The organism is Ruegeria sp. BHSB064, assembly GCF_059613205.1.
Genome location: NZ_JBXWSB010000001.1, coordinates 101,962 through 117,232, shown reverse-complemented (window position 1 = coordinate 117,232; position 15,271 = coordinate 101,962). Strand labels below are relative to the sequence as shown.

The following is a 15,271-nucleotide window of genomic DNA, read 5'->3' as shown; positions in this document are numbered from 1 at the left end:
AACATCACAACAACAGCCAACGCCAGACGCGCGGTCAGCAGCGCAACCGGGGGCCAGCTTTGCAAAAGGACCTCGGCCGCAGGAAACCCGGCTGCCCAAGCCATCATCGACGCCACAGCCAGCCCGTTGCCCGACAGGGCCGATCTGCGCGCAGATGAGAACGATGCCGCGCTCCCGCTTGCGGGTTCAGGGCTCATGGCCATGGGGTTAGACCTTTTTTGTTGTTACAGCCTAGAAATGATTCGCTGATATGGTGTGACTGTCCCTGATCCTGTGGCCACGATCTGGTCGGTTTTCGACAACTTGTCGTTTTCAGTCTCTTCCACGGAAACAGTGCGACCGTTAGGGTCGGGCTGCCACAACCAAAGACCGCACATGCCCAGATTTGCTGCCAACCTGTCCCTGCTCTTTACCGAAATGCCCTATCTTGACCGGTTTCAGGCCGCTGCTGATGCCGGTTTCACTGCGGTTGAGATCCTGTTCCCCTATGACATAGCGGCAAAAGAAACGCGCCGCGCTTTGCTTGCCAATGGGCTGGAATTGGTTCTGATCAACGCACCGCCGCCCAATTACACGGGCGGCCAACCCGGTTACGCAGCGGTTCCGGGCGGCGAGGCCCGGTTTCAGTCGGATATCCGCCGTGTCCTGCGATATGCCGACGTGCTGCGCCCGGGGCTCATTCACATTATGTCAGGATATGCCTCGGGACCGGATGCGCTGAATAGCTTTGTCCAGAACCTGCGATGGGCCGCCGACAGCGCCCCGCAGCAGAAATTTACGATTGAGCCGCTTAATCCGGTGTCGCAGCCTGACTACTTCCTGAACAACTACGATCTTGCATCCGAGGTGCTGGATCGTGTGAATCGCCCGAATGTCGGCCTGCAATATGACAGCTTCCACGCCCACATGATCCACGGCGACGCGCAGGCCGTTTGGGATCAATTTCACCCGAGGGTCATCCACGCGCAGATCGGCGCAGCCCCGGACCGATCTGAACCGGGGCGCGGACCAACCGATTTCCAGAACTTGTTCTCGGCCATGGACGCGTCTGGTTACACCGGTTGGGTGAGTGCCGAATACACACCTTCGACATCGACAACATCCCAAAGCCTTGATTGGATGCAGCCCTAGCACTGGTATTTCGCAGGCAAATACTACACATCAAAGGCAATACGACCTTCAGGATACACGCCATGATACCAGCCCGCTATGCCCGCGCCGTATTCAGCCTGATCATGTCCGGCCTCATGTCCTGTATCGTGACAGGGATCGCGACGGCAAAAGCCATTGGTTTCGGCCCCAGCACCTTCGGCGATTGGATGGCATCTTGGGCCTTCTGCTGGCCCATCGCCTTTACCGTCATTCTCGTGTTTGGCCCAACCGTGCAACGTATGGTGAACCGCATGGTCAGACCGCAGGACTGACCCGCGACGAAGAGGGCCCGCCGGGTCGGACGAAGCGCGTCGCTAGTGCGCCTCGGCCCAATTTGCGCCTTGCCCGGCATCTACACTCAGCTTCACGTCCAGCTTGACCGCCGGGTCCGAGGCACCCTCCATCACGTTGCGCGCCACGCCGATCACCTGATCCACTGAATCCTCGGCCACTTCGAACAGCAATTCGTCATGCACCTGCAACAGCATCTTGGCCGGTAGCCCATCGATCGCCCCAGGCATCCGCACCATGGCCCGTCGGATCACGTCTGCCGCGGTACCCTGAATGGGCGCGTTGATCGCCGCCCGTTTTGAGAACCCGGCGTGAGGTCCCTTGGCGTTGATCTCGGGCGTATGAATCTTGCGCCCGAACAAGGTCTGGACATAACCATGTTCTTTAGCAAAGGCGACAGTGTCGTCCATATAGGCCCTAATGCCGGGGAAACGCTCAAAATAGCGGTCGATGAAGCCCTGCGCCTCGGCCCGTGGGATGCGCAGGTTCCGCGCCAGACCAAAACCCGAGATGCCGTAGATCACACCAAAGTTGATCGCCTTGGCCTGACGGCGAATGTCGGGCGTCATCTCATCCAGCGGCACATCGAACATCTCGGATGCCGTCATAGCGTGAATGTCCAACCCGTCCGAGAATGCCTGTTTCAAAGTTGGAATATCCGCAATATGCGCCAGAATCCGCAATTCGATCTGACTGTAGTCGAGGCTCACCAGCACATTGCCCGGCTCGGCGATAAACGCCTCTCGAATGCGTCGTCCTTCCTCGGTCCGCACCGGGATGTTCTGAAGGTTCGGATCGGTAGAGGCCAAACGTCCCGTATTCGCGCCGGTGATGGAATAAGAAGTGTGCACCCGGCCCGTATCCGGGTTGATGTGGGTCTGCAGCGCATCTGTATAGGTCGATTTCAGCTTGGACAGCTGTCGCCAATCCAGCACCCGGCGCGGCAGTTCATGTTCGGTCGCAAGATCCTCGAGAATGTCCGCGCCGGTCGAGTATTTCCCGGTTTTACCCTTCTTGCCGCCCTCAAGACCCATCTTGTCGAACAGAATCTCTCCCAACTGCGCGGGCGAGCCAACATTGAACGTCTCACCCGCCAGCTCGTGGATTTCAGCCTCTAATCCGGCCATTTTCTGCGCAAATGCGTTGGACATGCGGCTCAGCACGTCGCGGTCCACCTTGATGCCATGCATCTCCATCTCGGCCAAGACAGGCACCAAGGGGCGTTCCAGCGTCTCATAGACGGTTGTCACCTGGACTTGATGCAGCTGCGGCTTGAACAGTTGCCAAAGACGTAAGGTGATGTCCGCATCTTCGGCGGCATAGGCCGTGGCCTCGTCAATTGGCACCTTGTCAAAAGTAATGGCCGATTTGCCCGAACCCAGAAGCGGCTTGATCGGGATTGGCGTGTGGCTCAGATAGCGCTCGGACAATGTGTCCATCCCATGCCCATGCTCGCCGCCATGCATCGCATAAGACATCAACATCGTGTCGTCGATTGGGTCAACGTTGATACCATGACGCGCGAATATCTTGGCATCGTATTTCATATTCTGCCCGATCTTGAGGATCGACGGATCCTCGAGCATCGGTTTCAGCAAGGTTAGAGCCTCATCCAGCGGCATCTGCCCGTCGGCCAATGCATCCGAGCCGAACAGATCATCGGCGGCCCCATCGCGGTGGGTCAGCGGGATATAGCAAGCCTCTCCAGCCTCAACACAAAGCGAGACGCCGACCAGATCGGCGATCATCTCATTCAGACCGGTGGTTTCGGTATCGACAGCGACCCAGCCACGCTCATAAGCCTGATCGAACCACTTTTGCAGGGCCGCGGCGTCGCGCACACATTCGTATTTCGTCGCATCAAACGGAATAAGCTCTGCCTCGGCTTCTTCAACCGCAGGCGCGGGCGCGTCAGCAATAACCGGAGCTTCGGTCCCCAGCTTATCTGCGATCCGCTTGGTGAGAGTGCGAAACTCCATCTCAGCCAGGAACCCCAGAAGGGTTTCGGCATCCGGGTCTTTGACCTCAAGATCGTCCAGAGTGAAATCCAGCGGGGTTGCTGCGTCCAATTGCACCAGCTTTTTGGACAGCTCGATCTGGTCTCGCTTTTCGATCAGCGTTTGGCGGCGCTTTGGCTGTTTGATCTCTTCCGCGCGATCCAGCAGCGTTTCAAGATCACCATATTCATTGATCAACAAGGCCGCCGTTTTCACGCCAATCCCAGGGGCACCCGGCACGTTATCCACCGAATCCCCGGCCAAAGCCTGCACATCGACCACTCGTTCAGGACCAACACCAAACTTCTCGATAACCCCATCCCGGTCGATGCGCTTGTTCTTCATCGCATCCAGCATCTCAACGCCATCGCCGACCAACTGCATCAGGTCTTTGTCGGAACTGACGATGGTTACACGGCCTCCAGCCTCGCGCGCCTGAACAGCCAGCGTGGCGATAATGTCGTCGGCCTCGTAGCCTTCAAGCTCTTTGCAGGCGATGTTGAAGGCTTTCGTCGCCTCACGGGTAAGCGGCATCTGTGGGCGCAGGTCCTCAGGCATCGCCTCGCGGTTGGCCTTGTACAGATCGTAGAGATCATTTCGGAAGGTGTGCGAACCCTTGTCGAAGATCACCGCCACATGGGTTGGCGCATCCGGTCCGGCGTTCCCCTCGACATATTTCTGCAGCATGTTGCAAAAGCCCGAGACCGCCCCGATCGGTAATCCGTCGGATTTTCGAGTCAGCGGAGGCAGCGCGTGATAAGCCCTGAAAATAAAGGCCGATCCGTCGATCAGATGCAGGTGACACCCTTTTCCAAAATTGCTCATGCGCGCTCTCCCTGTCGGTCAGGGATGGTTCTGCCACAGGGGCAGGCGGGTGACCAGTCAGGAACGTGCGTTACCCACCAAAGAGGCCGCTGAAAACGTCCGAGAAACTGTTCAGAAGCGCCATGATCACCAGCACGCCGAGGAAGGCGAAGAACGCAAAAGCAAAAAACTGGAACAGGATCGCGCCGGCTCCAATGGCCATTCCGGCGATGGCCGGGCGTCGTTTTTCGTGACGAAGAATGCCGATCACCGAGACAACAATTGCCAGCCCACCCAGCATAGCCACACCAATTTGCAAGTAATCGTCCAGGTCGCGAGTTTGGGCCACGGGTGCGGGCTGCTCAAGCCCGGCTGCGGCCCGCAGGGTGGATTTGCCCAGCTCAGCCGCCAGTTCACCCAATGAAACGCCGGTGGACTGTTGCGGTGCAAATGGACCGGCCCAAAACACAAACAACGCAGCGAACAAAGCCAATGCCGCAAGGAAAAACCCGATCCATCCAAAAACCGGGTTGGCCGTGTCAGTGGCAGTCATGTCGGTCATCACACTCACCTACGATGGTTGCACCAACGCACTACCATGAAAATCGCGGCGAGATTTGGGCGAAACCCGGTTAGTCGGGCAATCAGCCCTGCTCTGTGCCCTTCAGAACATATTTGCAGTCGCAATAGGGGCACTCGACCCAACCGGTGTCTTCGGGGATTTGCAGCCAGACGCGCGGATGGCCCAACGCACCTTCACCGCCGTCACAGGCAACACGGGTGGTTTCGACGATCTTGGTTTCCGGCGCTTCGATGGTCACGGCTGGCGATCCTTCTTCGGTTGTCGGCCTCGCGGGCATGTACTAGGTGCGTTTATGAGCGATGAGCAAACCGGGGGCAAGAGCCACATGAGCGATGCGGCAATCAGGATCGAAGGGCTGCGCAAAACCTATCTCGGCGGCAAGGGCCAGCCCGAAAAACACGCGTTGAAAGGCATAGACCTGACCGTTCCGCGCGGATCGGTTTTTGGGTTGCTGGGGCCAAACGGGGCCGGGAAATCGACCCTAATCAACATTCTTGCCGGTTTGGTGGTGAAATCGGCCGGCAAAGTTTCAATCTGGGGATTCGATCAGGACCAGAACCCGCGCCAGTCGCGTGCCGCTATTGGCGTCATGCCACAAGAGCTGAACCTGGACCCCTTCTTTTCCCCACGTGGCGCGTTGGAGGTCCAGGCCGGTCTGTACGGCGTGCCGAAGGCGCAGCGCCGCAGCGATGAGATTCTGGAACTGGTGGGGCTCAGCGACAAGGCCGAAGCCTATGCCCGCACGCTGTCGGGCGGGATGCGGCGGCGGCTTTTGCTGGCCAAGGCGCTGGTGCATCACCCGAAGATTCTGGTGCTGGATGAACCCACGGCAGGTGTGGATATTGAACTGCGTCAGATGCTCTGGACCAATGTGCGCAAACTGAATGAACAGGGCATGACCATCATCCTGACCACGCATTATCTGGAAGAAGCGCAAGAGATGTGTGACGAGATCGCCATCATCAACCACGGTGAAAAGATCGCGCAGGACAGCACCGCCAACCTGCTGGGCCGGATGGACAGCCGGACGATGGTGATCGTCCCGGACAGCCCTGTGGTGAATCTGCCTGCGGCGGAAGGGGTCGAAGCCGCGCTGCGCGACGATGGCAGTCTTGTGCTGCAATATCAGGGCAATCAAACCAGCGCCGAGCAGGTGCTGGAAGCCGTCCGTGCCGTGGGTATCCGTATTCGCGACGTGCGTACCGAGGAAGCCGATCTTGAGGATGTGTTCCTTGCACTGACATCGTCGCGCGCCGAGGAACCTGTAGACGATCAGGATCAGCCACGCCGCGGGATGCACCGGGTCAAGCTTTAAGCGCGGTCGATCCGTGCCTGATAGCAGTTGTTTCTGGCCGAGCGGACGTGAACATAGGCAATATCCTCGCGGGCAAAGATGTCCTTCACCGCAGCGCCGATCTGCTCCATGGGCGTGATCGCCCCGGTGCCATAGACGATCCGGTCATCTGGTCCGTAGCCCTTGATCAAATAGTCAGGAGAGGTGGTCAGAATCTCGGGCATCTCCTCCCCCTCATACCGCTCGCACTGTGCGGCACACAGAAAGATCGGGCCGGTTTCCGCATACGGATGTGTCTCTAAAAAGGGGCGATGGGCCAATATCAGCATCTCTTCGCCTTCGGGAATGTTCTGCAGGCAGTGGCGGCAAGGGTTGCCCGCACCCGTCGAAATAGTGCGCTCGGGCGTAGCACCGTACGCATCTGGCCCTCCGGCCTGTAGGGCGCGGACCTCATCCGTCGGAAGTGCGGTTATCCTGAACATATCGGGTCTCCTTTTTGCCGACCCTGCCTGTCTGATCGATTTCAAGCGACCCGTTTCCTGCGCAAAGGACTCGAAAAAGAACAAAACGTGAATATAATAGTGACTCGCCATGTATGCCGAGCTGTCGATCACGTCGAACTTCACCTTCCTCACCGGGGCATCCCACCCCGAGGAATACATGGAGCGTGCCGTCACCCTGGGCCTGCCCGCCATTGCGATTGCCGATGACAACTCGGTCGCTGGCATTGTCCGCGCCCATACCCAGGCGCGTGAGATCGCTCGTAAGGTCCGCGAACGGCTGGAGTGGGAAGAGCAGAACACCTCCATTGGCCCACCCTGCCCTGACCACATTCCCAAACCACCCTCGTATCCGATTCACGCAGTGCCGCGCCTGATCCCGGCCGCGCGGCTGATCTTTACCGACGCACCCACCGTCACCGCCTTGCCGCTGAACCGGCAGGGCTGGGGCAACCTGTGCCGTATCCTTTCCACTGGCCGCCTGCGTGCCGAGAAAGGCGACTGTATCCTGCACCTGTCCGACCTTTTGGAGTTTTCCGACGGCCTCCACCTGCTGCTCTGGCCACAAGCGGACCGATCCCAAGGCGGCGCGGACGGGTGGCGGACACAGGCGCACCAGCTGACGCGCCGCTTTGCCGGGCGGGTGCATTTGTTGATGCACCCTCGATACGATGGTGCAGACAGCGCATATTTCTCTTTGTTAGAGACTGAATCAAAGCGACTGGGCATCCCCGCGCTCGCCAGTGCCACACCGATGATGCATCACGGCGCGCGTCGTAAGCTGGCCGACGTTCTGACTGCCATCCGCCTGCGCCGCAAAGTCGATGATCTGGGTCGCGAGGCATTGGCCAATGGCGAACAGCGCCTGCGATCCGAGACCGAGATGCTGCGCATCTTCAAAGGTCACGAGGGCGCTGTTGCCCGCGCCCATGAGCTGAGCGAAAAACTCACATTCTCGCTCGACGAGCTGCGCTATGAATATCCCAGCGAGGGCAGCGAGCAGGAAACCCCGACCCAACGCCTGCACCGTCTGGCGCATGAAGGGCTGAAATGGCGCTATCCGGCGGGCGCGTCGGAGAAGGCTCAGAAGATGTTGGCCCATGAACTCGCCCTGATCGGAAAGCTGAAATACGAGCCCTACTTCCTGACCGTCCGCGACATCGTCCATTTCGCCCGATCCCGTGGCATCCTGTGCCAGGGGCGCGGCTCGGCGGCCAATTCGGTGGTCTGTTTCTGCCTCGGCATCACCGAAGTCAGCCCCGAGATGGGTACGATGGTGTTCGAACGCTTTGTCTCTGAGGCGCGCGATGAACCGCCCGACATTGACGTGGATTTTGAACACGAACGCCGCGAAGAGGTGATCCAGCACATCTATGACCGCTATGGCCGCGAACGCGCGGGGCTGTGCGCCACGGTCGTGCACTATCGGGGTAAGCGGGCCATTCGCGAGGTGGGCCGCGCCATGGGGCTGACCGAAGATACGATCTCGGCGCTGTCCTCGCAGCTTTGGGGTTTCTTCTCGACCGTCGGGCTTGAGGCGCACCGGATGCGCGAGATCGGCCTCGACCCCGAGGATCGCCGCCTGAAACAGACTCTAATGCTGGTGTATGAGATCGACGGCTTTCCCCGTCATTTGTCCCAGCACGTCGGCGGTTTTATCATCACCGAGGGGCGTTTGGACGAACTTGTTCCCATCGAGAACGCCACGATGGAAGACCGCACGGTCATCTGCTGGGACAAGGATGACATCGACTCGCTTGGTATCCTCAAGGTCGATGTCCTCAGCCTTGGGATGCTCACCTGCATCCGCAAAGCGTTCGATCTGATCGGTCAGCACCACCAGACCAGCTATACGCTGGCCACCCTGCCGCCCGAAGATCCGACGGTCTATGACATGCTGTGCAAAGCCGACAGTATCGGCGTGTTTCAGGTGGAATCACGTGCGCAGATGAACTTCCTGCCCCGCATGCGGCCGCGCAATTTCTATGACCTGGTGATCGAGGTTGCCATCATCCGCCCCGGTCCCATTCAGGGCGACATGGTTCATCCCTATATCCGCCGCCGCAACGGAGAGGAGGAGGTCAGCTTCCCCTCAGACGAACTGGGTGAGGTGCTGGGTAAAACGCTGGGCGTGCCATTGTTTCAGGAACAGGCGATGCAGATCGCCATTGTGGGCGCGGGGTTCACCCCGGAACAGGCAGACCGGCTGCGACGGTCGCTGGCAACCTTCAAGAAACACGGCAATGTCAGCGAATTCCGCGCGCTGTTCCTGCGCGGCATGAAGCGCAACGGGTATGATGACGACTTTGCCGAGCGCTGCTTCTCGCAAATCGAAGGCTTCGGGTCCTATGGCTTCCCCGAAAGCCACGCGGCCAGCTTTGCGCTGCTGGTCTATGCCAGCGCCTGGATCAAATGCCACCATCCCGGCATTTTCGCCTGCGCCCTGCTGAATTCACAGCCAATGGGGTTCTATGCCCCTGCCCAGATCGTGCGCGATGCGCGCGAACACGGGGTGCAGGTGCGCCCGGTCTGCATCAATGCCAGCTTCTGGGACAATGTGATGGAGCCCGACGGCCATGGAGGGCTGGCCCTGCGGCTGGGGTTCCGCCAGATCAAGGGCCTCAGCGAGGAAGACGCCAGTTGGCTGACCGCCGCGCGCGGCAATGGCTACCATCAGGTCGACGATGTCTGGCGCCGCGCGGGGCTTGGCCCTTCGGTGATTGAACGGCTGGCCGAGGCCGATGCCTTCGCCGCCTGCGACCTGACCCGGCGCGAAGCACTGTGGCAGGCCAAGGCGATTGCGACCGCCAAGCCCTTGCCTCTGTTCTCGCAAGATCTGGAAGGTGAGGCGCTGGACGAGCCCGAAGCCTATCTGCCGCAGATGACATTGGGTGAGCAGGTGGTCGAAGATTACGTCGCCACCCGCCTCAGCCTGCGGGCGCATCCGGTGGCCTTGCTACGGCATATCCTGACGCCCGAGCCGCGCGACAAAACCACGCCTGTTGCATGACGGCTGAAGGGGATACTTCCCCGGCACAGAGTCGAATTTGGTGACCTTATGACCAGACCCATCCTGCCGCCGCGCTTTCCGGCGACGCCTGATCAGATCAATGCGCAGGTCCACGCCTTCTATGCCCGCGTGCGTGAAGATGCTGTGCTGGACCCGGTCTTTGCCAACCATGTCACCGACTGGCCCACGCATGAGGACAAGATCGCTGCGTTCTGGCGCAACGCCATCTTGTTTGAACGCAGCTACGACGGCAATCCACAGCGGGTCCATATCGAACGGCCCGATGTAAAACCCGAGATGTTCGCCCGCTGGCTGGACCTGTTCGAAGAGGTAGCCACCCAGACACTGCCGTCAGAAACCGCAATCCCGTGGGTCGCGCTGGCCCGGCGTATCGGAGTTGGGATGAGGGCAGGCGTGCAATCGGCCCGTCAACCCAAAGACGCGCCACCGATCCTGCGTTGATCTGGCCGCATGGCGGCTTTGCCATGTTAGCGGTAAAATAAGGGCTATGCGGACCAGTCAAATGGGGGTACTCAGGGGCACGACAGCCCCATTGCGCTGCGACGGCACAGTGCCACCACACCGACATCACCCGAGGCCGATCCATGAGCACTCAAAACACCACCCTTCGGGGACTTGGTTTCGCGTTTGCGGGATTCGCGGTCTTTGCCAGCCATGACGCGCTGATCAAGGTGCTGGGCGGGACCTATTCGGTGATGCAGATCATCTTTTTCGCCACACTGTTTTCTTTTGTGCCAATGGCCGTATCCATGCTGGCCGACCGGACACCCAGCAACTTCCGTCCGCATCATCCCTGGCTGGTTCTGTTGCGCTCGGGCCTGGTGGTTACATCCATGGTCTGCGCCTTTTATGCCTTTTCGGTGCTACCACTGGCCGAGGTCTATTCGCTGCTGTTTTCCTTCCCGCTGATCGTGACCGTTCTGTCGATCCCCATTCTGGGAGAAGTTGTGCGCGTCCAACGCTGGGCTGCGGTCGGTGTTGGCCTGATCGGCGTTCTGATCGTTCTGCGCCCGGGCGCGACAGACATCACTCTCGGCCACCTCGCCGCCCTGACAGCCGCTTTTTGCAGCGCGTTTGGGTCTGTTCTGGTGCGTAAGATCGGAAACGAGGAACGATCCGCCGTGCTGATCCTCTATCCCATGCTGCTGGCCATTCTGGTCATGAGCCTTGCGCAACCGGCTGTGTATCAGCCTCCATCCCTGCTTCATCTGGCCATGATGGCACTGGTCGGTGTGTTTTCGGTCATCGCCCAGCACCTGATCATCCTCGCCTACCGTGCGGCACCCGCCGGGGTCGTCGCGCCCAGCCAATACAGTCAGATCATCTGGGCCACGATTTTCGGCATGGTCTTCTTTGGGGAACACCCGGATGGCTGGGTTGCGGTCGGTGCCAGCATCATCATTGCATCCGGTGTCTTTGTGGTCTGGAGGGAGAGTCGGACGAACACCACGTCTGTGAACACCCCGGTTCTCCGGGTGCGGTCTCCGCGATCAGATACTGGGGCATCGCGACCGGGTGAGTGAAATCGATACAGACTAGGTGCTACATTTTCCGAGAACATCTCACTTTCCAGCTTTCAGTCTGACTTTGTAGTCACCGTTTGCCCCTTGCTCATCAAACTTTCCTGTCGCACGAACCAAATCGCTTAGCTTGGAAAAGCCATAGCTTCTGGGGTCAAAATCAGTATAAATTTTGTTAAGCTGGCTACCCACAAATCCTAGTTTTAACCAACCTTCAGGCTCGTCAGAATTGCGCATCACGTTTCTGATCAGTTGAAACGCATGGTTCAACTCGCGTTTCGGAACCTGACTATCAGATTGCTTTCCGTTCGATACGCCGGCTTCAATATTTTCAATATAAATAAATCGATTACACGCCGCCACAAACGCCTTGGGAGCTTTACGCTCACCAATACCAAATACGTCCAGCCCATGTTCGCGAATGCGGCTTGCAAGGCGAGTGAAGTCGCTATCTGAAGAAACTAACACGAACCCACCAAAGCGATCAGAATGCAGGATGTCCATCGCGTCTATGACCAAGGCAATATCGCTGGAGTTCTTTTTGGACGTATTTGCAAATTGCTGTTGGGGAACGATTGCGTATTCCGCCAATGATCCAGAGTTCCACCCTTGCGGCGACCCGTTCGAAAAATCTCCGTAGATCCGCCTTAGGCTGGCCTCACCCAAAGTGGCAATTTCTTCAAAAATCTCCGGCGCGTGTTTTGCCGGTACATTCTCTGCATCAATAAGAACCGCCAAGCGATCCATGCCTGCTGTTGTCACTGAAATTCCTCAAACAAAAGTAATTCGTATTGCGGAATGTAGTAACGAAAAAGGGCGAGCAAAAGCCCGCCCTTCAAGAATATTTCAGTTTTCTCAATACACTACGACCGACCGGATGCTCTCACCTTTATGCATCAGGTCGAAGCCGTGGTTGATGTCATCCAGACCCATGGTATGAGTGATCATCGGGTCGATCTCGATCTTCCCTTCCATGTACCAGTCGACAATCTTGGGCACGTCGGTCCGGCCGCGCGCGCCGCCAAAGGCAGTGCCGCGCCATGACCGGCCAGTGACCAGCTGGAACGGACGGGTCGAGATCTCGGCACCTGCAGGGGCCACGCCGATGATGATTGATTCTCCCCAGCCTTTGTGCGCCGATTCCAGCGCGTCGCGCATCACGCCGACATTGCCGGTGGCGTCAAAGGTATAGTCCGCGCCGCCCTTGGTCAGGTTGACCAGATAGGGAACCAGGTCGCCTTCAACCTCTTTGGGGTTCACGAAATCGGTCATGCCGAATTTCTCGGCCATTTCCACCTTCGATGGGTTCAGGTCGACGCCAACGATCTGATCTGCCCCGGCCAAACGCAGGCCCTGAATTACGTTCAGGCCAATGCCGCCCAGGCCGAACACGATGGCGCGGCTGCCGATTTCGACCTTGGCGGTGTTGATCACCGCGCCAATGCCGGTGGTGACGCCGCAGCCGATATAGCAGATCTTGTCGAAAGGGGCGTCCTCACGCACCTTGGCCAGCGCGATTTCCGGCAGAACCGTGTGGTTCGAGAAGGTCGAGCAACCCATGTAATGCAGGATCGGATCACCATCCAAAGTCGAGAACCGCGAGGTCCCGTCGGGCATAAGGCCCTTGCCTTGTGTTTCGCGGATTGCCTGACACAGGTTGGTCTTTGGGTGCAGACAGTATTCGCATTCACGGCATTCCGGGGTGTACAGCGGGATCACATGATCGCCCGGTTTCAGGCTGGTCACGCCCGGGCCGACCTCAACCACAACACCTGCGCCTTCGTGGCCCAGAATCGCGGGGAACAGACCTTCGGGGTCTGCCCCGGACAGGGTGAATTCATCCGTGTGGCAAATGCCGGTGGCCTTGATCTCCACCAGAACCTCGCCCGCTTTGGGGCCTTCGAGGTTCACATCCATCACTTCCAAAGGTTTGCCCGCCTGAACGGCGACGGCGGCACGGGTGCGCATATCACTGTCTCCCTGTCTTCTTTGCCCCGACCCTGCGTCAATTGCAGGGTGTTTTCAACTGTGCTTTCATGACAGACTTGCTAATTGTTTGATATTGCAGAAACGACATTGCCGGAATGAGGAACGCCAATGCACCGATTTATCCCGATTCTGATCCTTCTGGCCGCCTGTACTCAGCCCCCGGCCCCCGAAGAAGCGCGCCTTGCGCCCGAGGCCGCGCCGGTTGATCTGGCCTTTTGTCAGGGCGAAGCATTTGCCGACTCGGTGGGCCAGCCGGTTTCGACCATTCAGGCCGATTTGCCGGAACGCACCCGCGTGCTGGGGCCCGATGATATTGCAACGCAGGATTACCGGATCGACAGGCTGAACGTCTTTGTAAACGGGGCCGGTGTTATTCAGCGCCTGACCTGCGGGTAAGCGTGGACTCGGGCGTTGATTCTCGGATAGAACAAAATGGGAACATTTTGATGTCTGCCGATGCCAAAACGCCGAATACTTTCACTGTGGTTTCCCCGTCTTGGGGCTGAACGGCTGATCCGCACCGCGCGGGGGCTGCATGCCGGGCCGTTGGCTGTGGTCACCGAGCAGTCGAACATGCAGGTCATTACCTCATTGAATACTGAGGCGCAGGCCGCCGGGCTGCGTGTGGGCCAGCCCGTGCGCGATGCCCATGCCATGTGCGCCAGCCTGATCACACGACACCGCAACGCCCCGGCCGAGGCCGCGTTTCTAACCGCGCTGCGCCGCTGGGCCGGCAAGTTCAGCCCTTGGGTGGCCGAAGAAGCTCCGGATGGGCTGATCGTGGATCTGTCGGGCTGTGCGCATCTGTTTGGCGGGGAAGAGACGCTGCTGAGTGTGCTGGAAACCGACTGCGCCGATATGGGGCTCAGCGTACAAATGGGCATTGCCGACACGCTGGGCGCGGCCTGGGCTTTGGCGCGCTATGCGGGGCAAGAGGCCACATCCGACCGCAACGGCGACGCCATCAGCCAGGAAGCCCGCGCCACCCGCGCCCGGGCGGGCAAGCGGCGACACTGGACCAAAGGCGGGGCTGCACCGCAGGTGATGGCCTTGGGCAGAGGTGCACGCATTGCGGCACCGGGGCAATCCTATGGCGCGCTCAGCCCCCTGCCCATCGCGGCGCTGCGATTGGACGACCCGGTTGTGACGCAGTTGAACCGTCTGGGCCTGCGCCGGATCGGCGATTTGCTGGGCCAGCCGCGCGCCAGTTTGGCGCGCCGCTTCGGGCGGGGGTTGGTATTGCGGCTGGATCAGGCCATGGGCAGCGCGCCCGAGCCGGTTTCACCGGCCCGCCCGCCGCATCATTTTGCGGTGCGGATGACTCTGCCCAACCCAATCGGCCTGATTGAGGATGTGATGGCCGCTGTCGATCGGGTGCTGCCCACGCTCTGCGCCAAGCTGGAAGAGAAAGATCGTGGTGTCCGCACCCTTCGGCTGGAGGCGCATCGCGCCGATCAGGCGGCCGAGGTCATCGAGATTGGACTGGCCCGTCCAACCTATGACAAACATCGTATTCGCCCTTTATTAGAGATGAAAGTCGACAAGATCGATGCGGGCTATGGCATCGACATGCTGCGGCTTGAGGCGATCCAGACCGAGCCCATCCATGCCCGCACCATCGCCGGTCATGCCGAGGCACGCCGCGTGGCCCGTAACCGGCTTGAGGGCAATACAGCCGTGGATGACCTGATCGGCAAGCTGGGTGCGCGGGTGGGGCTGGAGGCGATCACAAGACGGCACCCGGCCGCCTCTCATATCCCCGAAAAAACGGCACAGACGCTGGCGGCTGCATGGTCGGAACCCGCGCGCGACTGGCCTGCGCCGCCACGCCCACGGCCCTTGCAGATGTGGCAACCCGAGCCGGTGATGGCACCGGAGACCCCGGATGTCCCAACCACCTTCCGGTGGCGTGGGCGCGACTGGCAACTGGCGCAGGCCACCGGCCCGGAACGGATCGCACCGGAATGGTGGCTGGATGACCCCAACTGGCGCAGCGGCGTGCGCGATTACTGGGTGGTGGTGACGGAACAGGGCGAACGCCTATGGCTGTTCTACGGACACGGAGGCGCGATGTCGGCAGGCTGGTTCTGTCAGGGACAGTTTTGTTAGA

Annotated in this window: 14 protein-coding genes and 1 pseudogene; 8 read left to right on the top strand and 7 right to left on the bottom strand. The window is 59.6% G+C overall.

The window, feature by feature from the left end; translation table 11 throughout:
* A pseudogene (locus AC2FNU_RS00610) lies at positions 1 to 197 on the bottom strand (DMT family transporter); the annotation flags it as partial.
* Positions 198 to 375: 178 nt separating this feature from the next.
* Between AC2FNU_RS00610 and AC2FNU_RS00605 the strand changes: the two are divergent.
* Positions 376 to 1,131, top strand: coding sequence for a hydroxypyruvate isomerase family protein (locus AC2FNU_RS00605; RefSeq protein ID WP_496784210.1), 756 nt, complete (start codon positions 376 to 378; stop codon positions 1,129 to 1,131).
* Positions 1,132 to 1,193: 62 nt separating this feature from the next.
* Positions 1,194 to 1,424: a DUF2798 domain-containing protein gene (locus AC2FNU_RS00600; RefSeq protein ID WP_496784209.1), complete on the top strand. Its 231-nt coding sequence runs from the start codon at positions 1,194 to 1,196 to the stop codon at positions 1,422 to 1,424.
* 42 nt (positions 1,425 to 1,466) lie between these two features.
* On the opposite strand, the gene polA is transcribed toward AC2FNU_RS00600, so the two are convergent.
* The 3 genes from polA to AC2FNU_RS00585 form a co-directional block, all read right to left on the bottom strand.
* Positions 1,467 to 4,265, bottom strand: coding sequence for a DNA polymerase I (gene polA, locus AC2FNU_RS00595; RefSeq protein ID WP_496784208.1), 2,799 nt, complete (start codon positions 4,263 to 4,265; stop codon positions 1,467 to 1,469).
* Positions 4,266 to 4,335: 70 nt separating this feature from the next.
* Positions 4,336 to 4,806 (bottom strand): hypothetical protein, encoded by a 471-nt coding sequence (locus tag AC2FNU_RS00590; RefSeq protein WP_496784207.1) that lies wholly within the window; start codon positions 4,804 to 4,806, stop codon positions 4,336 to 4,338.
* 82 nt (positions 4,807 to 4,888) lie between these two features.
* Entirely contained in the window at positions 4,889 to 5,065 is a 177-nt protein-coding gene (locus tag AC2FNU_RS00585; protein WP_170533977.1) for a zinc-finger domain-containing protein, read from the bottom strand.
* An 87-nt stretch (positions 5,066 to 5,152) separates the two neighbouring features.
* On the opposite strand from AC2FNU_RS00585, the gene AC2FNU_RS00580 reads away from it, so the two are divergent.
* Positions 5,153 to 6,142 carry an ABC transporter ATP-binding protein gene (locus tag AC2FNU_RS00580; protein ID WP_496784213.1) on the top strand — a complete coding sequence of 330 codons (990 nt, stop codon included), beginning with the start codon at positions 5,153 to 5,155 and terminating at the stop codon, positions 6,140 to 6,142.
* Here AC2FNU_RS00580 and AC2FNU_RS00575 read toward each other — a convergent pair.
* Positions 6,139 to 6,603 (bottom strand): DUF1203 domain-containing protein, encoded by a 465-nt coding sequence (locus tag AC2FNU_RS00575; protein ID WP_496784206.1) that lies wholly within the window; start codon positions 6,601 to 6,603, stop codon positions 6,139 to 6,141. The two genes, AC2FNU_RS00580 and AC2FNU_RS00575, sit on opposite strands and share 4 nt — an antisense overlap.
* Positions 6,604 to 6,712: 109 nt before the next feature.
* Between AC2FNU_RS00575 and AC2FNU_RS00570 the strand changes: the two genes are divergently transcribed.
* The 3 genes from AC2FNU_RS00570 to AC2FNU_RS00560 all read left to right on the top strand — a co-directional run bounded on the left by AC2FNU_RS00570 (position 6,713) and on the right by AC2FNU_RS00560 (position 11,175).
* Positions 6,713 to 9,631, top strand: a complete 2,919-nt coding sequence (locus tag AC2FNU_RS00570) for an error-prone DNA polymerase (protein WP_496784205.1) — start codon at positions 6,713 to 6,715, stop codon at positions 9,629 to 9,631.
* Between the two features lie 48 nt (positions 9,632 to 9,679).
* Positions 9,680 to 10,093: a group III truncated hemoglobin gene (locus AC2FNU_RS00565; protein WP_496784204.1), complete on the top strand. Its 414-nt coding sequence runs from the start codon at positions 9,680 to 9,682 to the stop codon at positions 10,091 to 10,093.
* Positions 10,094 to 10,236: 143 nt separating this feature from the next.
* Complete coding sequence (locus tag AC2FNU_RS00560) at positions 10,237 to 11,175, top strand: DMT family transporter (protein WP_496784203.1); 939 nt, start codon at positions 10,237 to 10,239, stop codon at positions 11,173 to 11,175.
* A gap of 39 nt (positions 11,176 to 11,214) precedes the next feature.
* On the opposite strand, the gene AC2FNU_RS00555 is transcribed toward AC2FNU_RS00560, so the two are convergent.
* Complete coding sequence (locus tag AC2FNU_RS00555; protein WP_496784212.1) at positions 11,215 to 11,919, bottom strand: NYN domain-containing protein; 705 nt, start codon at positions 11,917 to 11,919, stop codon at positions 11,215 to 11,217.
* A 108-nt stretch (positions 11,920 to 12,027) separates the two neighbouring features.
* The gene (locus tag AC2FNU_RS00550) at positions 12,028 to 13,140 is read right to left on the bottom strand and encodes an S-(hydroxymethyl)glutathione dehydrogenase/class III alcohol dehydrogenase (protein ID WP_480800502.1); all 1,113 of its coding nucleotides are present in this window, start codon (positions 13,138 to 13,140) and stop codon (positions 12,028 to 12,030) included.
* A gap of 129 nt (positions 13,141 to 13,269) precedes the next feature.
* On the opposite strand from AC2FNU_RS00550, the gene AC2FNU_RS00545 reads away from it, so the two are divergent.
* Together AC2FNU_RS00545 and AC2FNU_RS00540 are read left to right on the top strand one after the other, a co-directional pair.
* Entirely contained in the window at positions 13,270 to 13,557 is a 288-nt protein-coding gene (locus AC2FNU_RS00545) for an I78 family peptidase inhibitor (protein ID WP_496784202.1), read from the top strand.
* A 60-nt stretch (positions 13,558 to 13,617) separates the two neighbouring features.
* Complete coding sequence (locus AC2FNU_RS00540) at positions 13,618 to 15,270, top strand: DUF6504 family protein (protein ID WP_496784200.1); 1,653 nt, start codon at positions 13,618 to 13,620, stop codon at positions 15,268 to 15,270.
* Position 15,271 lies beyond the last annotated feature (1 nt).